23 protein-coding genes and 1 riboswitch are annotated in these 23,864 nt (G+C 68.7%); of the genes, 12 read left to right on the forward strand and 11 right to left on the reverse strand.

Annotated features, from left to right (window positions below):
• Nucleotides 1–4 precede the first annotated feature (4 nt).
• From OHB24_RS17660 to OHB24_RS17675, 4 genes are read right to left on the reverse strand one after another with little or no spacing between them, the layout of a single operon-like run.
• A complete protein-coding gene (locus OHB24_RS17660; protein WP_327640131.1) occupies nucleotides 5–1,426 on the reverse strand; it encodes an FGGY family carbohydrate kinase in 1,422 nt (473 codons plus the stop codon).
• Entirely contained in the window at nucleotides 1,413–2,810 is a 1,398-nt protein-coding gene (locus OHB24_RS17665; RefSeq protein WP_327641080.1) for an alpha,alpha-trehalose-phosphate synthase (UDP-forming), read from the reverse strand. The genes OHB24_RS17660 and OHB24_RS17665 overlap by 14 nt, the downstream gene beginning before the upstream one ends.
• A gap of 8 nt (nucleotides 2,811–2,818) precedes the next feature.
• Complete coding sequence (locus OHB24_RS17670; RefSeq protein ID WP_327640132.1) at nucleotides 2,819–3,820, reverse strand: Gfo/Idh/MocA family protein; 1,002 nt, start codon at nucleotides 3,818–3,820, stop codon at nucleotides 2,819–2,821.
• The gene (locus tag OHB24_RS17675; RefSeq protein WP_327640133.1) at nucleotides 3,811–5,214 is read right to left on the reverse strand and encodes an amidase; all 1,404 of its coding nucleotides are present in this window, start codon (nucleotides 5,212–5,214) and stop codon (nucleotides 3,811–3,813) included. Before OHB24_RS17675 ends, OHB24_RS17670 begins: the two co-directional genes overlap by 10 nt.
• Before the next feature lie 149 nt (nucleotides 5,215–5,363).
• Between OHB24_RS17675 and OHB24_RS17680 the strand changes: the two genes are divergently transcribed.
• The 3 genes from OHB24_RS17680 (at nucleotide 5,364) to otsB (ending at nucleotide 7,320) form a co-directional block, all read left to right on the forward strand.
• Nucleotides 5,364–5,672 carry a DUF3263 domain-containing protein gene (locus OHB24_RS17680; RefSeq protein ID WP_327640134.1) on the forward strand — a complete coding sequence of 103 codons (309 nt, stop codon included), beginning with the start codon at nucleotides 5,364–5,366 and terminating at the stop codon, nucleotides 5,670–5,672.
• Nucleotides 5,673–5,920: 248 nt separating this feature from the next.
• Nucleotides 5,921–6,490: a LytR C-terminal domain-containing protein gene (locus OHB24_RS17685; protein WP_327640135.1), complete on the forward strand. Its 570-nt coding sequence runs from the start codon at nucleotides 5,921–5,923 to the stop codon at nucleotides 6,488–6,490.
• Nucleotides 6,487–7,320 carry a trehalose-phosphatase gene (gene otsB, locus OHB24_RS17690; protein WP_327640136.1) on the forward strand — a complete coding sequence of 278 codons (834 nt, stop codon included), beginning with the start codon at nucleotides 6,487–6,489 and terminating at the stop codon, nucleotides 7,318–7,320. Before OHB24_RS17685 ends, otsB begins: the two co-directional genes overlap by 4 nt.
• On the opposite strand, the gene OHB24_RS17695 is transcribed toward otsB, so the two are convergent.
• Nucleotides 7,286–7,753, reverse strand: a complete 468-nt coding sequence (locus OHB24_RS17695) for a hypothetical protein (protein ID WP_327640137.1) — start codon at nucleotides 7,751–7,753, stop codon at nucleotides 7,286–7,288. The two genes, otsB and OHB24_RS17695, sit on opposite strands and share 35 nt — an antisense overlap.
• 97 nt (nucleotides 7,754–7,850) lie before the next feature.
• Between OHB24_RS17695 and OHB24_RS17700 the strand changes: the two genes are divergently transcribed.
• The 8 genes from OHB24_RS17700 (at nucleotide 7,851) to OHB24_RS17735 (ending at nucleotide 16,016) form a co-directional block, all read left to right on the forward strand.
• Entirely contained in the window at nucleotides 7,851–9,014 is a 1,164-nt protein-coding gene (locus OHB24_RS17700; protein WP_327640138.1) for a Fic family protein, read from the forward strand.
• A gap of 182 nt (nucleotides 9,015–9,196) precedes the next feature.
• Nucleotides 9,197–9,991, forward strand: a complete 795-nt coding sequence (locus tag OHB24_RS17705; RefSeq protein WP_327640139.1) for a DNA-3-methyladenine glycosylase family protein — start codon at nucleotides 9,197–9,199, stop codon at nucleotides 9,989–9,991.
• Nucleotides 9,992–10,013: 22 nt separating this feature from the next.
• Nucleotides 10,014–11,252 carry a cation:proton antiporter gene (locus OHB24_RS17710; protein WP_327640140.1) on the forward strand — a complete coding sequence of 413 codons (1,239 nt, stop codon included), beginning with the start codon at nucleotides 10,014–10,016 and terminating at the stop codon, nucleotides 11,250–11,252.
• Nucleotides 11,253–11,407: 155 nt separating this feature from the next.
• On the forward strand, nucleotides 11,408–12,373 hold the full coding sequence (locus OHB24_RS17715) for a helix-turn-helix domain-containing protein (protein ID WP_327640141.1): 966 nt from the start codon (nucleotides 11,408–11,410) through the stop codon (nucleotides 12,371–12,373).
• Between the two features lie 65 nt (nucleotides 12,374–12,438).
• Nucleotides 12,439–12,582, forward strand: a riboswitch (SAM riboswitch).
• A gap of 13 nt (nucleotides 12,583–12,595) precedes the next feature.
• Nucleotides 12,596–13,858: a threonine synthase gene (thrC, locus tag OHB24_RS17720; protein ID WP_131295780.1), complete on the forward strand. Its 1,263-nt coding sequence runs from the start codon at nucleotides 12,596–12,598 to the stop codon at nucleotides 13,856–13,858.
• Nucleotides 13,855–14,130, forward strand: coding sequence for a ubiquitin-like small modifier protein 1 (locus OHB24_RS17725; protein ID WP_131344638.1), 276 nt, complete (start codon nucleotides 13,855–13,857; stop codon nucleotides 14,128–14,130). The genes thrC and OHB24_RS17725 overlap by 4 nt, the downstream gene beginning before the upstream one ends.
• 13 nt (nucleotides 14,131–14,143) lie before the next feature.
• Nucleotides 14,144–15,160: a zinc-dependent alcohol dehydrogenase family protein gene (locus OHB24_RS17730; protein WP_327640142.1), complete on the forward strand. Its 1,017-nt coding sequence runs from the start codon at nucleotides 14,144–14,146 to the stop codon at nucleotides 15,158–15,160.
• 70 nt (nucleotides 15,161–15,230) lie between these two features.
• Complete coding sequence (locus OHB24_RS17735; RefSeq protein WP_327640143.1) at nucleotides 15,231–16,016, forward strand: prolyl oligopeptidase family serine peptidase; 786 nt, start codon at nucleotides 15,231–15,233, stop codon at nucleotides 16,014–16,016.
• Between the two features lie 27 nt (nucleotides 16,017–16,043).
• Here the strand turns inward: OHB24_RS17735 and OHB24_RS17740 are convergent, their stop codons facing one another.
• From OHB24_RS17740 to OHB24_RS17750, 3 genes are all read right to left on the reverse strand, one after another.
• Nucleotides 16,044–17,267, reverse strand: coding sequence for a hypothetical protein (locus OHB24_RS17740; protein WP_327640144.1), 1,224 nt, complete (start codon nucleotides 17,265–17,267; stop codon nucleotides 16,044–16,046).
• 225 nt (nucleotides 17,268–17,492) lie between these two features.
• The gene (locus OHB24_RS17745; RefSeq protein WP_327640145.1) at nucleotides 17,493–18,443 is read right to left on the reverse strand and encodes a dihydrodipicolinate synthase family protein; all 951 of its coding nucleotides are present in this window, start codon (nucleotides 18,441–18,443) and stop codon (nucleotides 17,493–17,495) included.
• A 19-nt stretch (nucleotides 18,444–18,462) separates the two neighbouring features.
• Nucleotides 18,463–19,593 carry a mandelate racemase/muconate lactonizing enzyme family protein gene (locus OHB24_RS17750; protein ID WP_327640146.1) on the reverse strand — a complete coding sequence of 377 codons (1,131 nt, stop codon included), beginning with the start codon at nucleotides 19,591–19,593 and terminating at the stop codon, nucleotides 18,463–18,465.
• A gap of 95 nt (nucleotides 19,594–19,688) precedes the next feature.
• Between OHB24_RS17750 and OHB24_RS17755 the strand changes: the two genes are divergently transcribed.
• A complete protein-coding gene (locus OHB24_RS17755; RefSeq protein WP_327640147.1) occupies nucleotides 19,689–20,651 on the forward strand; it encodes an LLM class flavin-dependent oxidoreductase in 963 nt (320 codons plus the stop codon).
• Nucleotides 20,652–20,719: 68 nt separating this feature from the next.
• Here the strand turns inward: OHB24_RS17755 and OHB24_RS17760 are convergent, their stop codons facing one another.
• The 3 genes from OHB24_RS17760 to OHB24_RS17770 are packed head-to-tail and all read right to left on the reverse strand — an operon-like array spanning nucleotide 20,720 to nucleotide 23,793.
• Nucleotides 20,720–21,592, reverse strand: coding sequence for a carbohydrate ABC transporter permease (locus OHB24_RS17760; RefSeq protein WP_327640148.1), 873 nt, complete (start codon nucleotides 21,590–21,592; stop codon nucleotides 20,720–20,722).
• The gene (locus OHB24_RS17765; protein ID WP_327640149.1) at nucleotides 21,593–22,531 is read right to left on the reverse strand and encodes a carbohydrate ABC transporter permease; all 939 of its coding nucleotides are present in this window, start codon (nucleotides 22,529–22,531) and stop codon (nucleotides 21,593–21,595) included.
• Nucleotides 22,528–23,793, reverse strand: coding sequence for an extracellular solute-binding protein (locus tag OHB24_RS17770; protein WP_327640150.1), 1,266 nt, complete (start codon nucleotides 23,791–23,793; stop codon nucleotides 22,528–22,530). The genes OHB24_RS17765 and OHB24_RS17770 overlap by 4 nt, the downstream gene beginning before the upstream one ends.
• Nucleotides 23,794–23,864: the final 71 nt, after the last annotated feature.

Here is a 23,864-nt window from a genome sequence, read left to right on the forward strand (position 1 = left end):
GCGGTCAGATCGAGGACGCCTGCACGGCCAGGTCCCGCAACGCCCCGTAGCGTGGGCGGAGGTCGGCGACGCGGGACACCTCGTCCGGGACCGGGGCCAGGTGTTCGCCGCCCGGCTCGGGTGACAGGCCGAGGGCGACTGCTGCCGCGCCGCGGGCGCCGACCTCGGCCTCGGCGCACACCGTCGTCGGGCGCGCGAAAGTGGCGGTCAGGCAGCGGCGCCACCATTCCGACGCGTCGATGCCGCCGCCGCCGAGGACGACCTCCAGTTCCTGCCCGAACAACGAGTCGAGGATCCGCAGGCCGCGGTCGATCTCGAGCGACGCGCCTTGGAGTGCTGCCGCGAGCAGGTCGGCGGGGCTGTCGTCGAACGACAGACCGAAGTACACGCCGGATCCGCCGGGCACGACCGCCGGCGGCCTGGTGCCGGCCATGAACGGGATCGCGATCGCGTGCGTCGCGCCGATCTCGATGTCGCTCGGTTCGTCGGACTTCAGCCGCAGTACGCCGGTCAGCCACGCGTGCAGGTTCCCGGCGGCCGAGAACGCCATACCGGTCACGGCCCGCTTGTCGTCGACCCGGTACCGCCACAGCTCCCACGGCAGCTCGGGCGCGTTCTCGATCGGGTGCACGACCCGTACGGCGGCCGACGTACCGACGGTGACCGCTGCGACGCCCGCGTCGTACCCGCCGGTCCCGACGTTGGACGCGGCGCCGTCGCCGGTCGGCGGATGTACGGGTACGCCGACCAGACCGGGCCAGCGACGTTCGTACTCCTTGGACAAGGTGCCCGTCCAACCGGTCGGCACGATCGGCGGCAACCGGTCGGCCTTCACGCCCGCGATCTCCAGCGCCTCGTCGTCGTACGCACCGGTCGCGAGGTCCAGCGTGCCGGTCCCGGACGCGACCGAGACGGACGTGACGCGTTCGCCGGTCAGCCGCTCCAGCACCAGGTCCGGCAGGCCGGCGAAGGCAGCCGGAGAGTCGTTCGAGAGGAGCCATGGGATCCGGCGGGTCCAGTACAGCCGGTGCAGCCAGGTGCCGGTGCGCGCGTGGAACGCGTGCTCGTCGAACGACGTACCGAGACCGAGGTCGACCGAGCGCGTGTCCGCCCACGTGATCACCGGTGTGCGCGCGACACCTTTGTTGTCAAGAGCAACGATCGAGTGCCACTGGGAGGACAGCACGATCGCCCCGATCCCCTCGAGGTGACCGTTCTGCTCGAGCTCGTCCAGGCACCCGAGCAGACCCTCGACGTACTCGTGGAGGTCGAGCGTCGCGGAGCCGTCGTGGCCGTACGCCGGGGAGATCTTGTGCCTCGCGAGTGCACCGGGGATCGGTGCGGCATCCTCCGAGGAGAGGACGAGTGCCCGCGCCGACGACGTACCGAGGTCGAGGGCGAGGACGTGCTCGTCAGTCTTCGTCATGCAGCGCCTTGAGGAAGTTCTGGGCCCAGATGTTCACGTCGTGCGCCGCGAGGTGCTTGCGCATCGCCTTCATCCGGCGGCCGAGCTGCCGGTCGTCGGTGTTCATCGCGTCGACGATCGTGTCCTTCATCCCGTTGATGTCGTGCGGGTTCACCAGGAACGCCTGGCGGAACTCGTCCGCCGCCCCGGCGAACTCGCTCAGCACCAGCGCGCCGGTGTCGTCGTACCGCGTCGACACGTACTCCTTGGCGACCAGGTTCATACCGTCCCGCAACGGCGTCACGACCGCGACGTCCGCGGCCCGCAGCAGCGCGGCCATCTCGGTCCGCGAGTACGTCGTGTGCAGGTAGTTGATCGCCGGCGTACCGATCCGGCCGTGCTCGCCGTTGATCCGCCCGACCAGCAGCTCGATCTCGTCGCGCAGCACGCGGTACTGCTCGACGCGCTCCCGGGACGGCGTCGCGACCTGGATGAACACCGCGTCGTCGACCGAGATCCGCTTCTCGTCCAGCAGTTCGCCGAACGCCCGCAGCCGTTGCCGGATGCCCTTGGTGTAGTCGAGCCGGTCGACGCCGAGCAGGATGTGCGTCGGGTTGCCGACCTCCTCGCGCATCTCGGCCGCGCGGGCCGTCGTCTCCGGCTGGCGGGCGAGCTTCTCCAGCTCGTTGACGTCGATCGAGATCGGGAACGCCTTCGCCCGGACGATCCGGTCGTCCGGCAGGTGGATCCGGTCGCCGCGGGTCCGCAGGCCCATTCGGTTGCGGGCCAGCCGGGCGAAGTTCGACGCCGCGCCGGGCCGCTGGAAACCGACCAGGTCCGCGCCCATCAACCCGTCCAGGATCTGCCGCCGCCACGGCATCTGCGCGAACAGCTCGGTCGGCGGGAACGGGATGTGCAGGAAGAACCCGATCCGTACGTCGGGACGCAGCCGGCGCAGCATCGCGGGAACGAGCTGCAGCTGGTAGTCGTGCACCCACACGTCCGCGTTGTCGTCGGCGGCCTCCGCGGCGGCCTCCGCGAACCGCCGGTTCACCGCGACGTACGACTCCCACCACTCGCGGTGGAACTCCGGCGCCACGATCACGTCGTGGTACAGCGGCCAGAGCGTCGCGTTGGAGAAGCCCTCGTAGTACAGCTGCACGTCCTCGGCCGACAGCATCACCGGGACCAGGTGCATACCGTCGTTGTCGAAGGGATCCACCTTCTCGTCCGGGCTCCCGGTCCAGCCGATCCAGGCCCCGTGGTGGCCCTGCATCACCGGCGCCAGCGCGGTGACGAGTCCGCCTGGACTTCGGCGCCACGCCGTACTGCCGTCGGGCATCTCGATCCGGTCGACCGGCAGCCGGTTGGCCACCACTACGAAGGAACTCCTACCGTTCGGCATGTTCAGCGTCATCCACTCAGGTCGTCGTCGTCACCGGGGTAGCGCACCCCGATCTGGCTCCGGGTCTCGTCGAGCAGTTCGAGAATCTCGAGCGTGCCGGCGTGGGGAAGAGCCGGAACCTCGATCAGTCCCTGGCGCAATGCACGCATCACTTCTGCCGCTTCATAGTGGTACCCACGGCCATGCGTGGGTACGTCGATCCGCTCCGCTCCGGAAGCGGTCGTGCGCACGTAGTACTCGGGGTGGTGGAAGCGGTGCGGAACCTGCAGGTTGCCGTCCGGGCCGCTGATCGACGCGACCCACGGGTTCTGCGACCGCAGGCCGCAGGTCAGCGCGGCGACCGCGCCGGACTCGTACCGCCAGGCCATCGCGACGTTCAGGTCGACGCCGTCGTCGTTGAGCGAACCGACCGCCTTCACCTCCGCCGGACGGCCGAGCGCCAGGTAGGCGAACGTCATCGGGTAGATGCCGCCGTCCATCAGCGAGCCTCCCCCGAGCGCCGGGTCGAGCAGGCGAACCGGCAGTGAAGCTTTGGAGAACGCGAAGTCCGCGACCACCTGCTGCGGCTCGCCGATCACGCCGCTGTCCAGGTCCTTCAAGAGCGCCTGGATCACCGGGTTCGTCCGCATCCACATGGCCTCGGCGAACAGCGTGTTGTGCTCGGCGGCGACCGCGATCAGGTCGCGGGCCTGCGCGGCGGTCAGCGTGACGGGCTTCTCGCACAGTACGGCGATGCCGGCCTGCAACGCCGTACGGGCGATGGCGTAGTGCTGCGGATGCGGCGTACCGATGTAGATCACGTCGACCTCGCCGGAGTCGATCAGCCGTCGGTAGTCGTCGTACGCGTGCGGGATGCCGAAGTCGGCGGCGAACTTGTTCGCGCTGTCCTGGGAACGGGACGCGACCGCGGTCGCGACGGCGTCGTCCGGGAGCAGCCCGAGATCGTGGGTGAACTGGGTCGAAATGTTGCCGGTCGCAACGATTCCCCACCTGACGCGATCTATACCCACTGTGTGAACTCCGGGGTCGGGAACGGTCCGTCTGCAACGATTCTCGCGGTTTCGAAGGCGTGCGCCAAGCGAATGAGCGTGACCTCACTTCGGGCGGTACCGCTGATCGTGAGTCCGACGGGCAGTCCGGAGACCATTCCGGTCGGGACCGACAGCAGCGGATAGCCGGCCAGAGCCGCGTGCGACGAGGAGCTGCCGAGCACGTGATCGCCGTTCACCAGATCGATCGTCCAGGCCGGTGAGTACGCCGGGGACACCAGCGCGTCGAGCTGGTTGTCGCGGAGCAGGTTGTCGATACCGTCGCGGCCGGCGCGTAGCGCGGTGAGGCGTGCAGCGACGTACACGGGGGAGCTGAGGCCGTCTGTGGCAGCGGCACGCTCGAACAGCTCCTGGCCGAACCACTGCAACTCCTGGTCCGCATGCTTCTTGTTGAACGCTATGAGGTCGTCCAGCGTCTCTGGGCCGCCAGGAGCGCGGGTAGCGAGGTACGACGCCATGTCGACCTTCAGCTCGTGCGCGAGCACCTGCAACTGGTCCTCGTCACCACCTGGTGTCGGCAACGACAGGTGGTCGACCAGCGTGGCTCCGCACTGGCTGAGGAGCTCCAGCGCCCGCTCGCTGACCTGGTCCAGGCCGGTCGAGTAGCCCCACAGGGGACCACGCGGTACGCCGATGCGCATGTTGCTGAGGTCCGTGCCGTGGCAGGCCTCGGTGTAGTCCGTCTGGCCGCCGGTGATGACACTCAGCAGGGCAGCCGCTTGTTTGACGGTCCTGGTCATCGGCCCGGCGGTGTCCTGCGAGTGCGAGATCGGGACGATGCCCTGCTGCGGGACCAGGCCGACTGTGGGCTTCAGGCCGACGACTCCGTTCAACGCGGCCGGGCAAACGATTGAGCCGTTGGTCTCGGTACCGATCGCGTAGTCCGCCAGTCCCGCCGCGACTCCGGCGCCGGAGCCGGACGAGGAGCCGCCGGCCGAGCGGTTCAGCGCGTACGGGTTGCGGGTGAGGCCGCCGTACGCGCTCCAGCCGGAAGAGGACGCCGAGCCGCGGAAGTTCGCCCACTCGCTCAGGTTGGTCTTTCCCAGGATCACGCAGCCCGCCGCGCGCAACCGCCGTACCAGCGGGGCATCGGCCGGCGGCGGTGGCTGGTCGGCCAGCGCCAGCGAGCCGGCCGTGGTCGGCAGGTCGGCGGTGTCGATGTTGTCCTTGACCAGCACCGGTACGCCGTGCAGCGGCCCTCGAACCCGTCCGTCGTCACGCTCGGTGTCGAGACGGGCAGCTTCGGTGAGCGCGGCGGGGTTCGGCGTGCAGATGGCGTTGACCGACGAGTCGACCTCACGAATCCGCCCCTGCAGCTCCTCCACCAGCGCCACACTGGAAAGACTTGAGCTCACCCTCAAGATCCTGCCAGAGTTACGGAGGTCCGGTTGTCTTGTCAGCGACACGCTTCGTGTCGTCCGAGCGGTGAATGACATCGCTGTTGTTCAGCACGTAGAGTGGCAGGCGGACGGACGATCACCGACCGCACAGGAGTCAGCTGCACATGGACAGCGCCAACGCCAGCTCTTCCGGCCCCGCCGAAGCTGCGCCGCCGGCGATTGCCGGACTCTCGGAGCGTGACGGTGCCATTCTCGCCTTCGAGCGGCATTGGTGGAAGTACGCCGGTGCCAAGGAGCAGGCGATTCGGGACCAGTTCCAGATGTCGGCGACCCGGTACTACCAGGTTCTGAACGCGCTCATCGACCGGCCCGAGGCCCTCGCCCACGACCCGCTGCTGGTCAAGCGCCTGCGCCGCCTCCGCGCGGCCCGCCAGCGCGCCCGCTCCGCACGCCGACTGGGCATCGAGGTCTGACCATGTTCCGCCTTCGGGCGTGCCGAGCGGTCCCACGCCTACTGCGGGGCACTCGGCACGGCACCTCGCCGCACGGGTGCGAAGGCCACGATGCTCCGCATCGAGACCTTCGCCCCCGCGCGCCGATGCACCGCACCGAGCACCTCCTCGCGACGGCGTGGGACCGCTCGACACGCCCCCTCAGGGCGTGCCTCGCTGCCCCACGCCCGCGGGGCGAGCAGGGGCAGGTGCTGTCTTCCCTCGTCGCTGTGGCTGCCGTTGTGGCGATCGTGGCCGGACTGCTGGTGCTGTTCGGGACCCGCGGGAACGACAGCAAGGCAGAGGAGCCGACCGGCGCTTCACCGAAGCCGTCGGCGAAACCCACGTCGGGGCCGTCGACCGTCGGGGCCAGCGTGCCGAAACCGTCGACGAAGCCTTCGACCGAGGAGACCAGCGCGCCGCCGGTCGTACCGAGCAGCAAGCCGCCGTCGACCGCGCCGACCCAGCCGACTGCGACCACGCAGCCGCCGAAGCCGACGCAGCCGGTGACGATCCCGGCCGAGGAACGGCCGGCGATCGAGGTCTACAACAACACGCCGCGCAAGGGCCTCGCCGACACCGTCGCGAGCCGCGCCCGGCAGGCCGGCTGGACCGTGTCCGGGTCGCCGGACAACTGGCACGGCAAGGTCGCCGAGAGCACGGTCTACTACCCGCCGGGCATGCTCGACGCCGCCAACCAGCTCGCCCGCGACCTCGGCGTCGGCCGGTCCAAGGGCGCACTGGACAACATGAAGATGGATCGCCTGACCGTGATCATCACCTCGGACTACACCGGATGAGCACTCCGGTCATCCAGACCGACGCGGGACGAGAAGGCTGGGAAGCCATCGTCTCCGACCCGGCGACCGCGGTGATCTCGTCCGACTTCGACGGCGTACTCTCGCCGCTCGTCGAGGACCCGGCACGGTCCCGTCCGGTCGAAGGCGCCCTGGATGCGCTGGCCCGGCTCGCCCGGTCCGTGAACCAGGTCGCGATCGTCACCGGCCGGCCCGCACTGGTCGCCACCGAGCTGTCCGGGGTGAGTGGTCACCCGGGGCTCGGGAGTCTCGTCGTACTCGGGCACTACGGGCTGGAGCGCTGGGACGCGGCGACCGGCAAGGTGACGAGCGATCCGGTGCCGGAGGGCGTGACGACGGCCCGGGACCGGTTGCCGGGGCTGCTGCGCGAGGTCGGCGTACCGGATGCGTTCGTGGAGGACAAGGACAGCTCGCTGGCTGTGCACACGCGTCGGCTGGATGATCCGGCTGGAGCCCTTGAGTTGCTGCGGGGCCCGTTGACCGCCCTGGCTCAGGAGACCGGGCTGAGGCTGGAGCCGGGCAACCTCGTGCTCGAGCTGCGGCCGCCCGGCATCGACAAGGGCGTCGCGCTCCGCCGGCTGATCGAGTCGACCGGCGCGAGGTCGATCCTGTACGCCGGTGACGACCTGGGCGACCTGTCGGCGTACCGGGCGATCCAGGCCCAGCGCGAGACCGGGCTGCGTGGCCTGCTGCTCGCCACGCGGTCCTCGAACGCGACCGAGCTGATCGAGGCCGCGGACATCGTCGTCGACGACCCGAGCGGCGTGGTGACCGTCCTCACGGCCCTTTCGGACGCGATTTCAGCCCGCTGAACGCCTGCGTCACGGTCTTCCCGAGCGGCTGGATCGGCCGCTCGACGTACCCGCCTTCCTTGAGGTCCGCGAGCCGCTCGAACGGGTTCCGCGACGCCGGGTCCCCGGTGAGCAGGAACGAGACCACCACGGCCACGACGTACAGCGGGAGCATCGGCAGCCCGATCAAGCAGAAGTACTGCCACGAATGCCGCTCCTCGTGCCGCACCAGCGCCGGGTCGTCGAAGTACGCCCGCTCGTGCTTGCTCAACACCACATTCCCGATCGTGAACGCCCCCGCCACCGGAAACCCCAGCTTGTACCCGTTGGCAAAAACCAACCCCCGAGGCCCCCGACTGAACCGCGCCCGCCCAACCACCCCGACCACCACCCCAGCCAGAGTGGTCAGATTGAGCAAGTTCCCAATCACCTTCACCCACTGCCAGGCGGTCATGCCATCCAGTATCGAGCCGATGTATCGATGTCGCAATTCTTAGGACATTCGCGATAAGATGTCCTAAGAATTAAGACATTGAGACATCGGGGGTCTGATGACGATCTTCAGCACGCCGGAGCCGGATCTCGTGGATCAACTGGTCCTCGAGCAGATTCACGCGTTCCGATCCGAGCTCACCGACGTACTACGCGTGCCGCGGCGCTGGGCCGGCGGCCTCCGGCGAAGCATGCTGGCCCGCGCGATCCAGGGCTCGAACAGCATCGAGGGGTACGACGTCAAGCTCGACGACGCTGTCGCTGCCCTGGACGACGAGGAAGCGTTGAGCGCCGACGACCGGACGTTCGCCGAGATCCGCGGATACCGCCAGGCGCTCGGCTACGTCCTGGCGATGGCGAAGGACGCGGACTTCCGGCTGGATGTGTCGGCGATCCGTGGAATGCACTTCATGATGCTCAGTCACGACCTGTCGAAGAGCCCCGGTAGTTACCGGCAGGGCGTGGTCTACGTCCACGACGAGGCCAGCGGCGAGAACGTATACGAGGGGCCACCAGCGGAGGATGTGCCGGGCCTCGTGCACGAACTGACGGACACCCTGGCGGTCGGCGGTACGGCGGACCCGCTCGTGCAGGCTGCGATGGCACACCTGAATCTCGTCATGATCCACCCGTTCCGGGACGGGAACGGCAGGATGGCGAGGGCTTTGCAGACACTGGTCCTGTCCCGAGGTGGCATCGGAGAGCCCGCCTTTTCCAGCGTTGAGGAGTGGCTGGGCAGCAACACCGATGACTACTACGCCGTGCTTGCGGCGACCGGTGCCGGCGCGTGGCGTCCGGAGCGGTCGGCCGCGCTCTGGGTGAAGTTCAACCTCCGGGCGCACCACATCCAGGCCCAGACCGTTCGGCGGCGGTATCGCGAGGCAGGAAAGCTGTGGCAGGCGTTCGACGAACTGATCGACCAGCACGGTCTGGCTGATCGGGTCGCCGACGAGCTCTTCGACGCGTCGCTGGGATTCCGGATGCGGCGCGCCACCTACGTGCGGCGTGCGGGCATCGAAGAGCGGACCGCAACTCGTGATCTGGCAAGACTCACCGAGCTCGGGCTGCTGAACCCGGTCGGTGAGACGAAGGGTCGGCACTACGTGATGGGGCGGGCGCTCGCCGACGTCGTACAGGCCGTTCTCTCGAAGCGGGATCCCATCGTCGATCCCTACCCGTCGATGCGCGAGCAGTTGGCGGCGGCACCCAGACCGATCCGGTAGTTGTCGGTGGGGTGGGTCAGACTGGGTAGGTGAGTTCGGTGGTGCGGGTTTGGCGGGCTGGGCGGGTGGTGGATCCGCATTCGGTGATCGGGGGGTTGCGTAAGGGGCCTGGGGATCCGGCGTATGTGTTTGATGCGGGGCGGCGGACCGTGTGGCGGGCTACGCGGACTCCGGACGGGGCGGTGTTGTTGCGGTTGACGCCGTACGCCGGGTTTGTCGAGGCGGAGGCTTGGGGGCCGGGGTCGGAGTGGGCGCTCGACGGGGTGCCGGAGTTGCTGGGGGAGCGAGACAGTTGGGACGGGTTCGAGCCGCTGCCGGAGCACCGGGCGCTGGTGGACGCGGCGCGGCGGTTCCCGGATGTGCGGGTGCCGCGGACGCGGGCGGTGTTCGAGGCGATGGCGGCGGCCGGGATCGAGCAGGTGGTGACCGGCAAGGAGGCGTTCCGGGCGTGGCGCCTGCTGCTGCGGGAGTACGGCGAACCTGCGCCGGGGCCGACTCCTCCGGACGGGCGGCCGATGATGGTGCCGCCGGCGCCCGAGGAGTGGCGGCAGATCCCGTCGTGGCAGTGGCTGCGGGCGGGTGTCGAGGGCCGGCGGTCGCGGGTGGTCATCACGGCGGCGACGCGAGCGAAGGCGCTGGAGCGGACGCTCGAGCTGAGCGACTCCGACGAGATCGAGCGACGACTGCGGTCGCTGCCGGGAGTCGGAGTGTGGACGGCGGCCGAGGTACGGCAGCGGGCTCACGGGGACGCGGACGCGTTCTCGTTCGCGGACTACCACGTGTCGCGGAACGTGTCGTACGCGCTGATCGGCGAGGAACTGGACGACGACGGCTGCGCCGAACTGATCGAGCCGTACCGCGGGCACCGCTTCCGCGTCCAGCGCCTCCTGGAACTCACCGGCATCGGCCACCCGCGCTACGGCCCCCGCAAGTCCCTCCCCACCCACACGCCGGGCGCAACGCATCGCTTGAGGTAGCCCGGGGAACAGGTCCAGCACCATGACAATCAACGGGGATGGCCTGTACCTCGTGGCCGGCTTAGCCCTGCTGCTCGGTGCCGTCCTGCCGCGCCTGCTCCGCCGGTACGCCGTCTCCGCGCCGATCGCGTTCCTCGGCGCCGGTCTGCTGCTGGGCCTGGCGGTCGACCGCGAGCGGTTGAGTCCGATCGCCGAGCCAGGCCTCACGAAGCATTTTGCCGAGCTGACGATCCTGGTCGCGTTGATGGGCGTCGGGCTGGCGATCGACCGGCCGATCGGATGGCGGCGATGGATGGTGACGTGGCGCCTGCTGCTGGTCGCGATGCCTGCTTGCATCGCCGCGATCGCCGGCGCCGGATGGTTGCTCGGGCTGGCACCTGCGACAGCTCTGTTGCTCGGCGCCGTCCTCGCCCCGACCGATCCGGTGCTGGCCTCGGACGTTCAGGTGCAGGGGCCGACGACCGGTGCGGGCGCCGAGCCGGAGGAGGACGACGAGGTTCGTTTTGCCCTGACCTCGGAGGCCGGTCTGAACGACGGCCTCGCCTTCCCGTTCGTGTACGCCGCGGTGTTCATGGCGACCAAGGGCGCGGTGGGTAATTGGGCGTTCGAGTGGTTCGCGTGGGATCTGGTCGGCCGGACGGTGATCGGCGTTGCCGTCGGCGTCGGAGTGGGCTGGTTGCTCGGCAAGATGACGTTCGACGCACCGTCGCGAACCTTCCGGCTGGCTGACTCACGGGAGCCCGTACTGGCGCTCGCGATGACGCTCGGCGTCTACGGTCTGGCACAGGTGCTGCACGGCTACGGATTCATCGCGGTCTTCGTCGCGGCGCTGACACTGCGTGCCGCCGAGCGAAGTCACGACTTCCACGAGGATCTGCACGGGTTCATCGAGCAGCTCGAGCACATCCTCACCTGGGGGATCCTGCTGCTGCTCGGAGTGGCGATCACGGCCGGCCTGCTCGCGCCGCTGACCTTCGCCGGCGCCGCGCTCGGCGCGCTGCTGGTGCTGGTGGTTCGTCCGGTGACCGCATGGATCTCGTTGGCCCGAACCCCGCTGCGCCGCTCCGAGCGCTGGGTGACGGCCGCGTTCGGGGTCCGTGGGGTCGGGTCGGTGTTCTATCTCGCGTACGCCGGCGCCGATTTCGGCACCGATCTGCCCTGGCTGTGGGCGACGGTCGGTTTCACCGTCGTCCTGAGTGTGCTTGTGCACGGCGTTGCCGCGACCCCGCTGATGCGGATGCTGGACGACCGCCGTTCCTGAGCGCGGCGGCCGGCGGCTCGAGGCCGTGGCGGATCGCGGAGGCAGCGTGGATTCCGGCGGCGAACTCCTTCAGTTTCTCGAACATGCCTCCATCGTCCGAGTCGGCGCGTCACCGCAGAAGTGGCGCTTACGACGACTATCGCTAAGATTTTGACATGCCCCAGTCCACCGTCTCGGTCCTCGCGTACGACGGCATGACCGCGTTCGAGGCCGGCATCGTCATCGAGGTGTTCGGGCTGGTGTGGCCGGACATCGACCAGCCCTGGTACGAGCTGAAGGTCTGCACCGAGACGCCCGACCCGATCCGCGTGATCGGCGGTGCCACGCTCAGCAGCCCGCACGGTCTCGAGGAGTTCGCCGCCGCCGACACGGTCGTCGTACCGAGCGTCGCGGATCCGTGTGCCGAGACCTCTCCCAAACTGATCGAGGCGCTCCGGCACGCGCACGCGCGCGGCGCCCGGATCGTGTCGATCTGCTCCGGTGCGTTCGCGCTCGCGGCCGCCGGTCTCCTCGACGGCCGCCGCGCGACCACCCATTGGCGGTACGCCGACCTCCTGCGCGAGCGCTACCCGGAGATCCTCGTGGATCCGGAGCCGCTGTACACCGACGAGGGAGATGTGCTGACGAGCGCCGGCTGCGCGGCCGGACTGGACCTGGCGATGCACCTGGTCCGCAAGGATCACGGCGCCGCCGTGGCGAACGCGGTCGCGCGCAGGCTGGTGATCCAGCCGTACCGGGCCGGCGGACAGGCGCAGTACATCGAGTCCCCGGTTCCGCCGGACCCCGATGACGCGTCGGTCGCGCGGAGCCTCGGCTGGGCGCTCGAGCGTCTCGCCGAGCCCATCGGCGTACCCGATCTGGCCAGGCAGGCCGGGTTGTCGCCGCGAACGTATCTGCGGCACTTCATCAAGGCGACCGGGACGACGCCGGGCAAGTGGTTGATCGCGCAGCGCGTGCAGGCGGCGCTAACGATGCTGGAGACGGGGGACGCGCCGGTGGAGGAGATCGCGGTGGCGGCCGGGTTCGCCACCCCGGTGACGTTGCGGCACCACTTCGCCAAGCAGCTCCAGACATCGCCGTCGGCGTACCGTCGTACTTTCCGTGAGCGTCGCCATAGCTGAGATCGGCGGTCTCGGATGGTGGGATCACAAGACACAATATGGACCCGATTGGGTAATCTCGGGGGAGCTCATCCAGAGGGACTGAGGGAAACGGCCCGTTGAAGTCCCGGCAACCCTCCCCGTCGAGCCCCCGCCCGGGGCGTCTCGCGGTGGAACGGTGCCAAATCCGTCCCGCCGCCGAGATCCGGTGTTCGCGGGGAAGATGAGAGGGGAACCTCACTCATGAGCCTGACCGCCGCCACCCACACGATCCGTGAAGGTGCCTTCGGCAACGGTACGCACCTGAGCTGTCGCGCCTGTGGGGCGAAGTCGCCGCTCGGCCCGTTCTACGCCTGTATGGAGTGCTTCGGCCCGCTCGAGGTCGGGTACGAGTACCCGACCATCACCCGTGAGCAGATCGAGGCCGGACCCAAGAACATCTGGCGGTACCAGCCGCTGCTGCCCGTCCCTGTGGACGTGGCCAGCTTCCCGAACACCGAGCCCGGCTACACCCGGCTCGTCGACGCGCAGAACCTGGCCCGCGAACTCGGGCTCAAGAAGCTCTGGGTGAAGGACGACTCCGGCAACCCGACCCACTCCTTCAAGGACCGGGTGGTCGCGTCGGCGTTGAGCGCCACCCGCGAGCTGGGCATGAAGGTCTTCGCCTGCCCCTCCACCGGCAACCTGGCCAACGCGGTCGCCGCGGCCGCGGCCCGGGCCGGCATCCGCTCGGTCGTGTTCATCCCTCACGACCTCGAGCGCCCGAAGGTGATCACGACCGCTGTGTACGGCGGGACCCTGGTCGCCGTCGAGGGCAACTACGACGACGTGAACAAGCTGGCCTCCGAGATCGCCGGTGAGGAGGAGGGCTGGGCGTTCGTGAACGTCAACGTCCGCCCGTACTACTCCGAAGGCTCCAAGACCCTCGCCTTCGAGATCGCCGAGCAGCTCGGCTGGCGGATCCCGCAGCAGGTCGTGATCCCGGTCGCGTCCGGTTCGCAGCTGACCAAGATCGACAAGGGCTTCACCGAGCTCGGCAAGCTCGGCCTCGTCGACGCCACCGACTACAAGATCTACGGCGCGCAGGCGACCGGCTGCTCGCCCGTCGCGCAGGCGTTCCGCGACGGCCACGACGTGGTCAAGCCGGTGAAGCCGGACACGATCGCGAAGTCGCTGGCGATCGGCAACCCTGCCGACGGACCCTATGTCCTGGACGTCGCCCGCCGTACCGGCGGCGCGATCGAGGACGTCAGTGACGAAGAGGTCGTCGAGGGCATCCAGCTGCTCGCCCGGACCGAAGGCATCTTCGCCGAGACCGCGGGCGGGGTGACCGTCGCGACGCTGAAGAAGCTGATCGCGACCGGGCAGCTCGACCCCGAGGCCGAGACCGTCATCATCAACTCCGGCGACGGGCTGAAGACGCTCGACGCCGTGGCCGACCGGGTCGGCCCCAAGGTGACCATCCCCGCGTCGTACGACGCCTTCGTGAAGGCAGGCCTGCAGTGAGTGTGAGCGTTCGCGTCCCGACCATCCTGCGGCCCTACACCCAGGGCGTGTCCGAGGTGTCCGCCGAGGGCGCGACCCTGACCGAGGTGCTCGACTCCCTCGACGCGTCGTACCCGGGGATCAAGGGCCGCGTACTGGACGACTCGGGCGAGCTGCGCCGATTCGTGAACGTGTACGTCGACGACGACGACGTACGGTTCGCCGAAGGCCTCCAGACCACGATCAAGGACGGCGGCCAGGTCTCGATCATCCCGGCGGTCGCAGGCGGCTGATTAAGCTGCTCTGATGCGAGCGGTTGTCATCTCGGCGTACGGCGTACTGCCTGAGGTTCGTGAGGTTGCGGAGCCGGCGGTTGCGGACGGTTCGGTCGTCTTGAAGGTCGAGGCGACCGGGCTGTGTCGTAGTGACTGGCATGGGTGGATGGGGCATGACTCCGACATCGTGCTGCCGCATGTCCCCGGGCATGAGCTCGCCGGCACGATCGCCGCGATCGGGCCCGGGGTCTCCGGGTGGGCGGTCGGGGATCGGGTCACGACGCCGTTCATCTGCGCGTGCGGCGCGTGTGAGCAGTGCCGGGAGGGCAATCAGCAGGTCTGCCCTAATCAGCTCCAGCCTGGGTTCAACTACTGGGGTTCGTTCGCGGAGTACGTCGCTGTGCCGTACGCCGAGGTGAACCTGGTGCGACTGCCCGACGACATGGACTTCGCGACTGCCGCGGGCCTGGGGTGCCGCTTCGCGACGTCCTTCCGCGCCGTTCACCAGGTAGGACAGGTCGTGGCAGGCGAACGCGTGGCCGTCTTCGGGTGCGGTGGCGTAGGCCTGTCAGCGGTCATGATCGCGTCGGCCCTCGGCGCCGAGGTGATCGCCATCGACACCAACTCCGAGGCGCTGACGCTGGCCCGCGAGTACGGCGCCGTACACACCATCCATGCATCCGCCGACACCGTTGCGCAGATCCATGACTTGGGCGGCGCTCACGTCACCATCGATGCGCTCGGCTCCAACGACGTCGTACAGCAAGCCCTGCAGGCTCTCCGTCCGCGAGGTCGTCACGTCCAGATCGGACTGCTCCCGTCCGGCGTCAACCTCGACGTAGGCCGCCTGATCGGCCAGGAACTCACCTGGCTCGGCAGCCACGGCATGCCCGCCCACGCCTACCCCGAAATGCTCGCCCTAGTTGCCACCGGCAACCTCAACCCCCAGCAACTCATCACCCGCACCATCACCCTCGAACAAACCCCAACCGCCCTAACAGCCCTAACCAACGGCACCCCCGCCGGAGTAACCGTCATCACCCCCTAGCAGATCGCTCTGGACCTCGGCAGCACCCCAATGCAACGGTCGAATTCGTCCCGAGGAGGCGATCGACCAGATGTCTGCGTCCGAGTTCACCCTGCTCCCCGACATTCGCTACGCCAGCCCCGACGGCATCGACCTCTACCTCGACGTACTAGGTCCGGCGCCCCTCCCCACCACCCCGCTCCCGACCGTCGTACGGATCGATGGATGCCCAGGCTGGGGACCAGGTGATCGCTCGTCGGCCCTCCTGCCGTTCGCGAATCCCGCGCTCGCCCGCGCAGGCTTCCTCACTGTTGCCATCTCCGTCCGTCACACCGGGCAGGCGATCTTCCCCGCGCAACTGCACGACGTACACGCCGCCCTGGACTGGCTGCACCGCAATCCGCTCGGCCTCCCGATCGATCCCGATCGCATCGGCATCTGGGGACAGTCCGCCGGCGGACACCTCGCAGCCCTCGCCGGCCTCAGCACGTCCAGGTCTCGCGCGAACGTTCGTGCCGTGGTGACGATCAGCGGTCCGAGCGACCTCCTGCGTCCTGGCGGCGCCATGCGGATCGACCGTCCTTCGCCGGTCACCGCGTTGGTTGGCGGCGATGTGTCGACGCATCGCGAACAGCTACGTGCGGCGAGTCCGATCGCCTGTGTCAGCGCCGGCGCGCCACCGTTCCTCATCATCCACGGCACGGCTGACGAGACCGTTCCGTACGAGCAGGCCGAGCGGCTCCATCGCGCTCTGCTCGCAGTCGGGGCGCCGTCGCGTCTGTTGGCGATTCCCGGCGGTCTGCACAACCTTCGCGACAGTTGGTACGCCGTCGCGGATGAAGCAGCGTGCTTCTTTGCGGAGCTTTTTTGGCGGTAGGTGCAAGATTCTTTCCGGAAACCGGCGCTACAGGCGGATCAGGTAGACCGTGGGTGGGCGGCCGGTGCGGCCGTGTTGTTGGGTGCCGGTGGGGGCGGCCAGGCCGGCTCGTTCGAGGCGTTTCAGGACTCGGCGGGCGGTGCGGAGCTGGACGGCGAGGTGGTCGGCGACGTCCTGGGTGGTGAGGCCGTCGGGGAGGGTCGCGGTGAGTTCGCGCATCCGGGCGAGGGTTTGGGTGTTGAGACCGACGCGGCGGGCCAGCAGCGGGAGGCTCTCGGTGCCGCGGGCGCCGGACGGCTGGTCGCCGGACGGTTCGATGACGATCTCGACGTCGTCGGACATCGAGACGACACCGGCGACGGAGCCGATCGAGGCGGCGCGGCCCACGGCGCGACGGGCGAGCGCCTCGGCTTCAGCCGCCGTACGGCCGACGCCGAAACCGACGTACGCCGTACTGTGCCGGGCCGCCAGGTGGTCGAGCAGAGGCATCCGGGAGAACTGTTCGGTGGCCTGCTCCAGAAGCCCGCGGGTCGTGACGACGAGATGCCTGCCGTCGGGGAGCGCGGCGAGGCTGCCGCCGAGCGTGATGAGGTCGGCGGCGAGGGCGTCGTCCGGTTCGGGGAGGTCGATGACGCCGAGTGCGACCTGGGCGTCGCCGACGTGCTGGCCGGTCGTGGTGAGGACCAGGGCCTGCAGGGTGGAGCGGATCGAGTACCGCGACGGGGCGAGCCGGACCGACGGCATCTCGTTCTCGATCAGGTGGAACGCCGAACCCAGGCAGCTGATCGCGACCTTGGTGTCGTGCTTCTCGCGGGCGGTGCGGTGGAAGTCGACGATGTCGTCCGAGGTCAGGCCCGGCCGGTACGGCAGTACCTGGATCTGGTCCGTCGGCAGCTTCGCCTCGATCAGCGTCTCCAGCACCTCGGACCGCCGCAGCGTGTCGATCGAGAACTGGGTGACGTTGTGGCCGAGCCGCAGGAGCTCGACGAGGGCCCGCAGCAAGGTCGCCCCGTCGTACGAGACGTACATCGCCGGCCGGTCGATCACCCCGGCCTCGGTGGCGATCGTGTACGGGACGACGCCGGTGAACAGGAACGCGTCGACTTCTCGGTGCGCCTGCTCGACGAGCTCGACCGCCTCGGTCTCGTGCCGGTATGCGAGCGGCACCAGCGCGGTCCCGCTCGGAGCACCGACCACCATCACCCGCTGGACCAGGTCCTCGGGCCCGACCACGCCGACGGCGAGCGCCATCAGTCACCCCCGTCGATACCTGAGCAGATCCTCACGGCGGTCCTCCGACGACTTCTGGTCTGGCCCTCAAGTCGCAGAATAGCGCAGCGGGCTCCGAGATCTTGACGTTCAGGCCTTGCTCTCCTAGTTTCGGTCAAGACCACAATTACCGCCACCCCCTGAGGCGGATCCAGGGAGCGTCGGTGTGGTGGAGCGAAGGAGGGAGCGCGCCACCTCACTGTCCTTCTACCGGTGTAGCTCCTCCAGGCACCGGATCACCAGGTCGCGCTCGCCTGGTGGCAGTTCCGGGCCGAACGGGTCGTACGCGGCCGCGGCCGAGATCAGCCCCTCCCACTCGGCCGCCCAGAGCATCCGCTGCACATAGCCCTCGATCGGCGCGTAGAACGTCGCCGCCGCGAACCGGTCCAGCCGGTCCGACGCGGTCAGGAACTCCGAGTGGTCGCCGGTCGTCCAGGCCCGCAGTACGGCGGACGACAGCTCGACCTGCGCCGACGCGATCCCGACGAGCGCCGTGTCCGCGCCCCACATGAACGACGGGCCGTACATCCGGTCCTCGCCGGTGATCAGCAGTTTCCCGCTGCCGCGCCCGGCCCAGATCGCGTCCTGGCACCCGATCGCGCGGTCCAGCGTCGCCGTTTTCACGCCGAGCATCGCGTCCAGCGACAACAGGTCCCGGATCAGCTCAGGGGCGTAGGGGTAACCGCCGGCTTCGCCGTGCAGGTAGAAGCCGACCAGCGGCAGCCCGCTCTCGGCCGCCACCCGCTCGTGCAGCGCGACGGCCTGCGCGTGCCCGTCCGGCAACTCTCCTAGCACTGCTAGCGGATAGACCATCACCGCGTCGGCCCCGCCGGCCGCAGCGGCCCGTGCCATCTCCACGGTCGCGTCCGCGGCCTCTTCCAGCGTCTGCGCCGCGGAAGCCTTCGGTACGCCGACACCGGCGACGATCGGTACGTCAGTAGCGGACCGCCACGTCTCGAGCACCTTCGCACGATCGCCCGGGCTCAGGTACAGCCCACGCCCGGTGTGCGCCCACACCGCGACGCCGCCGACAGCGTGCTTCGTGAGCGACACGGCGTACGCGGACAAAGCGTCGTACGCGACGACGCCGTCGGAGTCCATCGGGGTGACGACCGCGGGGAGCAGAGTGCCGCGGAGCCTGTCGACGAGTGGATGCATGATGACCTCTCAGACCCTGTTAGACATCGTGCCCGAGACCGGGGCGCTTCGGTACGTCGATCCAGCCGTCGCAATCGGCGAACACGGTCGGGGCCAGGGGATCCTCGTCGACCATCAACGGCCCCACCAGGTCCGCCGCGACGGTCGCTCCGGGTACGGCGGCGGCCAGGTGTACGGCGGCCAGCGTCGCGACACCGAGCTCAGGCATCGACCCTACCTTCACCGCGAGCCCCGCAGCCTCGGCCACAGCGGCGATCTGCATGGCGCGATGGAGCCCGCCGACCTTGAGGATCTTGATGTTCAGTACGTCGGCCGCACCGCGCCGCGCGATCTCGAGCGCGTCGTGGAGCGAGTGCATGCTCTCGTCGACCATCACGCGGACGTCGAGGCGGTCCCGCAACCGGACGAGCCCGGTCAGGTCCCAGCGCGGAAGGGGCTGCTCGAGGAGGGTGAGGCCCGCCGCGCTCATCTTGGTGAGGTACGGGAGGGCCGTCGTCGCGTCGTACCCCTCGTTGGCGTCCAGGCACAGCTCAGCGTCGGCGGGGATCGCGGCGCGGACGGCCCGGATCAGCTCGAGGTCCTTGGCCGGGTCGTGGCCGCCCTTGACCTTCAGGTGCATGAACCCGCGGTCGGCGTACTCCGCGGCCTCGGCGGCCATCTCGTCGAGGGTCCCGAGGCCGACGACCCACGTGGTCTGCACGCGCTCGCGGATGCTGCCGCCGAGGAGAGCGTGGACCGGCCAGCCGCTGATCCGTCCGGCGAGGTCGAACAGGGCGATGTCGAGGCCGGCCTTGGCGACCTGCTGGCCGCGCAGTACGCCGTCCATCGTGACGTGGGCGCCCGCGCGGTCGAGCGGGTCGTGGCCGATCAGCGCCGGCGCGAGATGCTCCTCGATCGCCGCCTGGACACCGGCCAGCGTCTCACCGGTGTACGCCGTCATCGGCGAGGTCTCGCCGATCCCGACGTCGCCGTCGGCGGTGTGCACCTCGACGACCAGGCTGATCAGTTCGTTGCTCACCCCGCTGCTGATCTGGAACGGCCGGCGGTACCGCGCGCTCACCACACGGGTCTTGATCGCACTGATCGGCGCGGCCCCGAAAGCCTCCGATCCCCCACCCGGCAACCCGGCCGGTTCTGCTGCAAGACTCATAACCGGCTCCTAGGGTCGCAATCTGGGCGGAAAGCATTTACGGTCAAGACCGTAAATACCCTGAGCGCTCCCTGTCAACGGAAGGTGGCACCCCGATGCGGCTGGGTCTCTATCTGAACCTCTACGGCACCCCCGACGAGCGGCCCCAGTTGGCCGACGCCGTCGAGCAGGCGAAGCTGGCCGAGGAGGCCGGATTCGAGTGGGTCGTGCTGGGCGAACGGCACCTGCACCGGCCCGGGTACCACGAGATCCTGACGTCGATGACCTGGCTGGCCGCGCACACCTCGCGGATCGGGATCGCGACCGCGGGGATCGTGGCGCCGCTGTACGACCCCGTCGTACTCGCGGAGACGCTGGCGCACATCGACGTACTGTCGGGTGGGCGACTGACGGCCGGATTCGTGCTCGGGTACCGGCCGGAGGAGTTCGCGCTGTACGGCGTGACGCAGGCAGAGCGGGTCGCGCGGTTCGAGGAAGGGCTGGAGATCCTCACCCGGCTGTGGACGTCCGACGAGGTCACGTACGACGGCAAGTTCACCTCCATCCAGGAGGCGTACCTGTCGCCCCGCCCGGTGCAGACGCCACGACCGCGGTTGTGGAACGGCGGCCGGGTGTCGGCCGTGCTGGAGCGTACGGCGCGGATGTGCGACGGGTGGACCACGTCGTTCAACGAGCTGGACGCTGACCTTCCCGCGAAGATCTCGGAGTACCTGTCGTACCCGCAAGGCCCTGGATCGCTGGGCCAGGAGGTCATCCTTTGTCGGGAGGGCTACTGCGCTCCCACGTCCCAGGACGCCCGCCAGGCCCTCGAGGAGCCCCTACGCGACCTGTACGACGCCTACACCGGCTGGAAGCGCACGTCGACAGACGCAGCCCGCTACACCCAAGGCTGGGAAGAAATCGCCGACCGCAGCGTCATAGGCTCCCCAGCCCAATGCGCCGACCGCCTAGCCCACTACGAGTCCATGGGCGCCGACGGCCTCATCCTCCGCATCCAACCCCCCGGAATGCCCCAATCCGATGCCCTCAGGGCCATCGAGTCCTTCGGCAACCTGTAACTGGGCATACCCGTTGGAGACTGGGGACAGGCAATTGCTTGTTCCCAGCCCCCGGGAGGTATTCCCAGTTACGCCTTCAGGCCGGACATGGCTATGGAGTCGGTTAGGTAGCGTTGGAGGAGGCCGAAGACCAGGAGGCTGGGGACTACGGTGATGGTGGCGCCGGCCATGACCTGGTTGATGGGGACGGCTTGGGTTTGGAGGGTGGCCAGGCCGACGGTGAGGGTTTGCATCTGGCCGGATTGGCCGATGACCAAGGGCCACAGGAAGTCGTTCCAGTGCCAGAGGAAGACGAAGATGCCTAGCGTCGCCAGCACCGGGCGGATCAAGGGCAGCACGATCATCGTGAAGATCCGCCACTCGGGGGCTCCGTCGATCTCGGCGGCCTCGAACAGTTCGTCGGGGAGTTGCATGATGAACTGGCGCATCAGGAACACCGCCTGCGAGTTGGCCAGCGTGGGCACGATCAGGCCCCAGTAGCTGTCCACCCAGTCCAGTTTCGCGACCAGGATGTACGACGGGATCAGCGTCGCCTGGAACGGGACCATCAGCGTGGCGAGGAACGCCCAGAACATGATCTCCCGGCCGGGGAACTTCTTCTTCGCGAACGCGTACCCGGCCATCGACGCGAACAGCAGCACACACGCCACGGACACCAGCGAGTAGAGCAGCGAGTTGACCGTCCACCGCGGGATGTCCGAACTGGACAGCACCTTCGAGAAGTTCTCCAGCGTGAAGTTCGCCGGGTTCAGCGCGTCCGGGAACGTCCGCCCGCTCGGCGGCGCGAACGCGACCAGCACCATCGCCGCGAACGGCACGATGGTCACGATCGCCGTCAGCGCGAGCAAGGTCGGCAACGTCAATCGGCCCGCCGTACGCCGTCCTGCCGTCGGCGTCTCCACTACCGGCCGGACCGGCGGGCGGTCGAGTACCTGAGCCATCTAATCGTCCCTCCCGACGAGCCGGCGCTGTACGAGCGAGACGATCAGCACGATCAGGAACAGCACCAGACCGATCGCGCTGGCGTAACCGAAGTCGAAGTACTTGAAACCGCTGTCGTACAGGAAGTACACGAGCGAGTAGCTGGACCGCACCGGTCCGCCGCCGGTCATCACGAACATCGCGTCGAAGACCTGGAAGGCGCCGATGGTCTCGATCACCAGCACGAAGAACAGCACCGGCCGCAGCTGCGGCAGCGTCACGTACCGGAACCGCTGCCAGGTGCCCGCGCCGTCGATCATCGCGGCCTCGAGATACGACTTCGGTACCGCCTGCAGGCCTGCGAGCAGGATCAGCATCGAGTACCCGAAGCCCTTCCACGCCGACGTGACCGCGATCGACGGCAGCACGGTGTTCGACTGGCTGAGGAAGTCGATCGGGCCGATGTTCACCAGCCCGAGGATCGAGTTCAGCAGCCCGTCCTGTGCGTCGTAGATCCACTTCCAGATCACCGCGGCCAGCACGATGCTGGTCACGTACGGCAGGAAGAACACCCCGCGGAAGAAGCCGCGCTTCCACACCACCTGGTGCAGCAGTACGGCGGTACCGAGCGACAGCAGGACCGTCAGCGGGACGAAGATCACGGTGTAGGTGACCGTCACCAGCAGCGCCTCGTGGAACACCTTGTCCGACAACAGGCGCGTGTAGTTGTCGAGCGCGATGAAGTCCCACTTGCCGCTGATCCGGTAGTCGGTCAGCGAGAGAAAGAACGCCCCGATCGCCGGCAGGAACCGGAACGCCAGGAACAGGACGAGCATCGGGGCGACGAACAGCAAGCCGACCCACGGCCGGCGACGGGGGCCGCCTCGAGAACGAAAAGCCTTCCGGCCGGCCGCGGGTCCCGCCCGACCCGCGACCGTGTCCGGAGGGGTGTTCGTCAACGCTGCCTCGACAGGAGGTCGTTGGCCTGCTTGGCCGCGTCGTCCAGGGCCTGCTGCGGCTGCTTCTTACCGGTCAGCACGGCCTGGATCTCGGGGCTCAGGAACGACATGATCTGCCGCGCCGACGGGTTCGGCTCACCCGGGATCGCGTACTGCAACGCGTCCTTGAACTTCGCCGAGTTCGGGTCGGTCGACTCGGACTTGGCGTCGTTGCGCGGCGAGTAGAACCCGGACGCCTTGCTGAGCGCGTCCAGCTGTGCCGCCTGGGTCATGAACGACAGGAACTTCTTCGCGCCGTCGACGTTCTCCGAGGCCGCGTTCACGACCAGACCGCCCGGAAGTCCGAACCCGACCTGCTTCTTGCCGGTCAGCGGCGAGCCGAGCTCGACGTTCGCCGCGCCCCAGGTCTTCGTGACCGTGGCGACGTCGGCCGGCACGCTGGTCATCGCCATCGCGACCTGACCCTTGCCGAACGGGGAGTCGGCGACCACGTTGCCCGCGGTGAGCGCGGTCTTCGGGATCGCGCCCTCGTCCCACAGGCTCTTCAGGAAGGTCAGCGCCTCCAGGCCGGGGGCCTGGTTGAACGTGACGCTCTTGCCGTCGTCGGCGAACACCTTCCCGCCGGCCTGCCACAGCAGCGGGTAGAAGTTCAGGTTCAGCGTCGCCTCCGGCGAGGCCGAGTAGTCCAGCGTGGAGAACCCGGCGGCCTTGAGCTTCGGCGCGGCCGCCTTGATCTCGTCCCAGGTCTCCGGCGGCTTGCTGATCCCGGCCTTGGTCAGCACGGTCTTGTTGTACATCGTGGTCGTGACCGTGTGGTAGATCGGGGCGCCGTACACCTTGCCGTCGACCGTCAGGCCGGGGATCGCGGCCGGCAGGAACTTGTCCTTCTCCGGCGCGACCACGTCGTCGACCGGCTCCAGCGAGCCGCTCTTGACGTACTGCGGGATCTGGTCCGGGATCATCAGCAGGACGTCCGGACCTTTCTTGCCGGAGAACGCGGCCGCGACCTTCTCCTCGCGGTTCGCCCACGGCTGGGCCTCGACCTTGAGGTCGAACCCGGAGTTCGCCGCCTCGAAGTCGGTCTCGACCTTCTTCCAGTAGGCGTCGCTGGCCGCCTGGTCGGCGATCACCGGGTACATCCAGAGCGTGACGCTCTTCTTGCTGGCGGAGCCGCCGTCGTCACCTCCGCCGCAGGAACTGAGCGCGGCAGCGAGAACGAGTGCCGTAAGTGGTGCCGCGATGCGGCGGACGGTGGATTTCATCGCACCCCCAGGGTGTCCGGAAGTCAGGGCCGGAAGTTGTCGAACCGAATAACGGTCAGGACCGAAAGTAG

Origin of the sequence: Kribbella sp. NBC_00482 (assembly GCF_036013725.1) — a bacterium.
GTDB lineage: Bacteria > Actinomycetota > Actinomycetes > Propionibacteriales > Kribbellaceae > Kribbella.

Bases quoted from the DNA above. Each gene is read 5' to 3' on its own strand.
- OHB24_RS17660 (WP_327640131.1), bottom strand. From the start codon at position 1,426: ATGACGAAGACTGACGAGCACGTCCTCGCCCTCGACCTCGGTACGTCG.
- OHB24_RS17665 (WP_327641080.1), bottom strand. From the start codon at position 2,810: ATGCCGAACGGTAGGAGTTCCTTCGTAGTGGTGGCCAACCGGCTGCCG.
- OHB24_RS17680 (WP_327640134.1), top strand. From the start codon at position 5,364: ATGGACAGCGCCAACGCCAGCTCTTCCGGCCCCGCCGAAGCTGCGCCG.
- otsB (WP_327640136.1), top strand. From the start codon at position 6,487: ATGAGCACTCCGGTCATCCAGACCGACGCGGGACGAGAAGGCTGGGAA.
- OHB24_RS17695 (WP_327640137.1), bottom strand. From the start codon at position 7,753: ATGACCGCCTGGCAGTGGGTGAAGGTGATTGGGAACTTGCTCAATCTG.
- OHB24_RS17700 (WP_327640138.1), top strand. From the start codon at position 7,851: ATGACGATCTTCAGCACGCCGGAGCCGGATCTCGTGGATCAACTGGTC.
- OHB24_RS17710 (WP_327640140.1), top strand. From the start codon at position 10,014: ATGACAATCAACGGGGATGGCCTGTACCTCGTGGCCGGCTTAGCCCTG.
- OHB24_RS17715 (WP_327640141.1), top strand. From the start codon at position 11,408: ATGCCCCAGTCCACCGTCTCGGTCCTCGCGTACGACGGCATGACCGCG.
- thrC (WP_131295780.1), top strand. From the start codon at position 12,596: ATGAGCCTGACCGCCGCCACCCACACGATCCGTGAAGGTGCCTTCGGC.
- OHB24_RS17730 (WP_327640142.1), top strand. From the start codon at position 14,144: ATGCGAGCGGTTGTCATCTCGGCGTACGGCGTACTGCCTGAGGTTCGT.
- OHB24_RS17735 (WP_327640143.1), top strand. From the start codon at position 15,231: ATGTCTGCGTCCGAGTTCACCCTGCTCCCCGACATTCGCTACGCCAGC.
- OHB24_RS17740 (WP_327640144.1), bottom strand. From the start codon at position 17,267: ATGGCGCTCGCCGTCGGCGTGGTCGGGCCCGAGGACCTGGTCCAGCGG.
- OHB24_RS17745 (WP_327640145.1), bottom strand. From the start codon at position 18,443: ATGCATCCACTCGTCGACAGGCTCCGCGGCACTCTGCTCCCCGCGGTC.
- OHB24_RS17750 (WP_327640146.1), bottom strand. From the start codon at position 19,593: ATGAGTCTTGCAGCAGAACCGGCCGGGTTGCCGGGTGGGGGATCGGAG.
- OHB24_RS17755 (WP_327640147.1), top strand. From the start codon at position 19,689: ATGCGGCTGGGTCTCTATCTGAACCTCTACGGCACCCCCGACGAGCGG.
- OHB24_RS17760 (WP_327640148.1), bottom strand. From the start codon at position 21,592: ATGGCTCAGGTACTCGACCGCCCGCCGGTCCGGCCGGTAGTGGAGACG.
- OHB24_RS17770 (WP_327640150.1), bottom strand. From the start codon at position 23,793: ATGAAATCCACCGTCCGCCGCATCGCGGCACCACTTACGGCACTCGTT.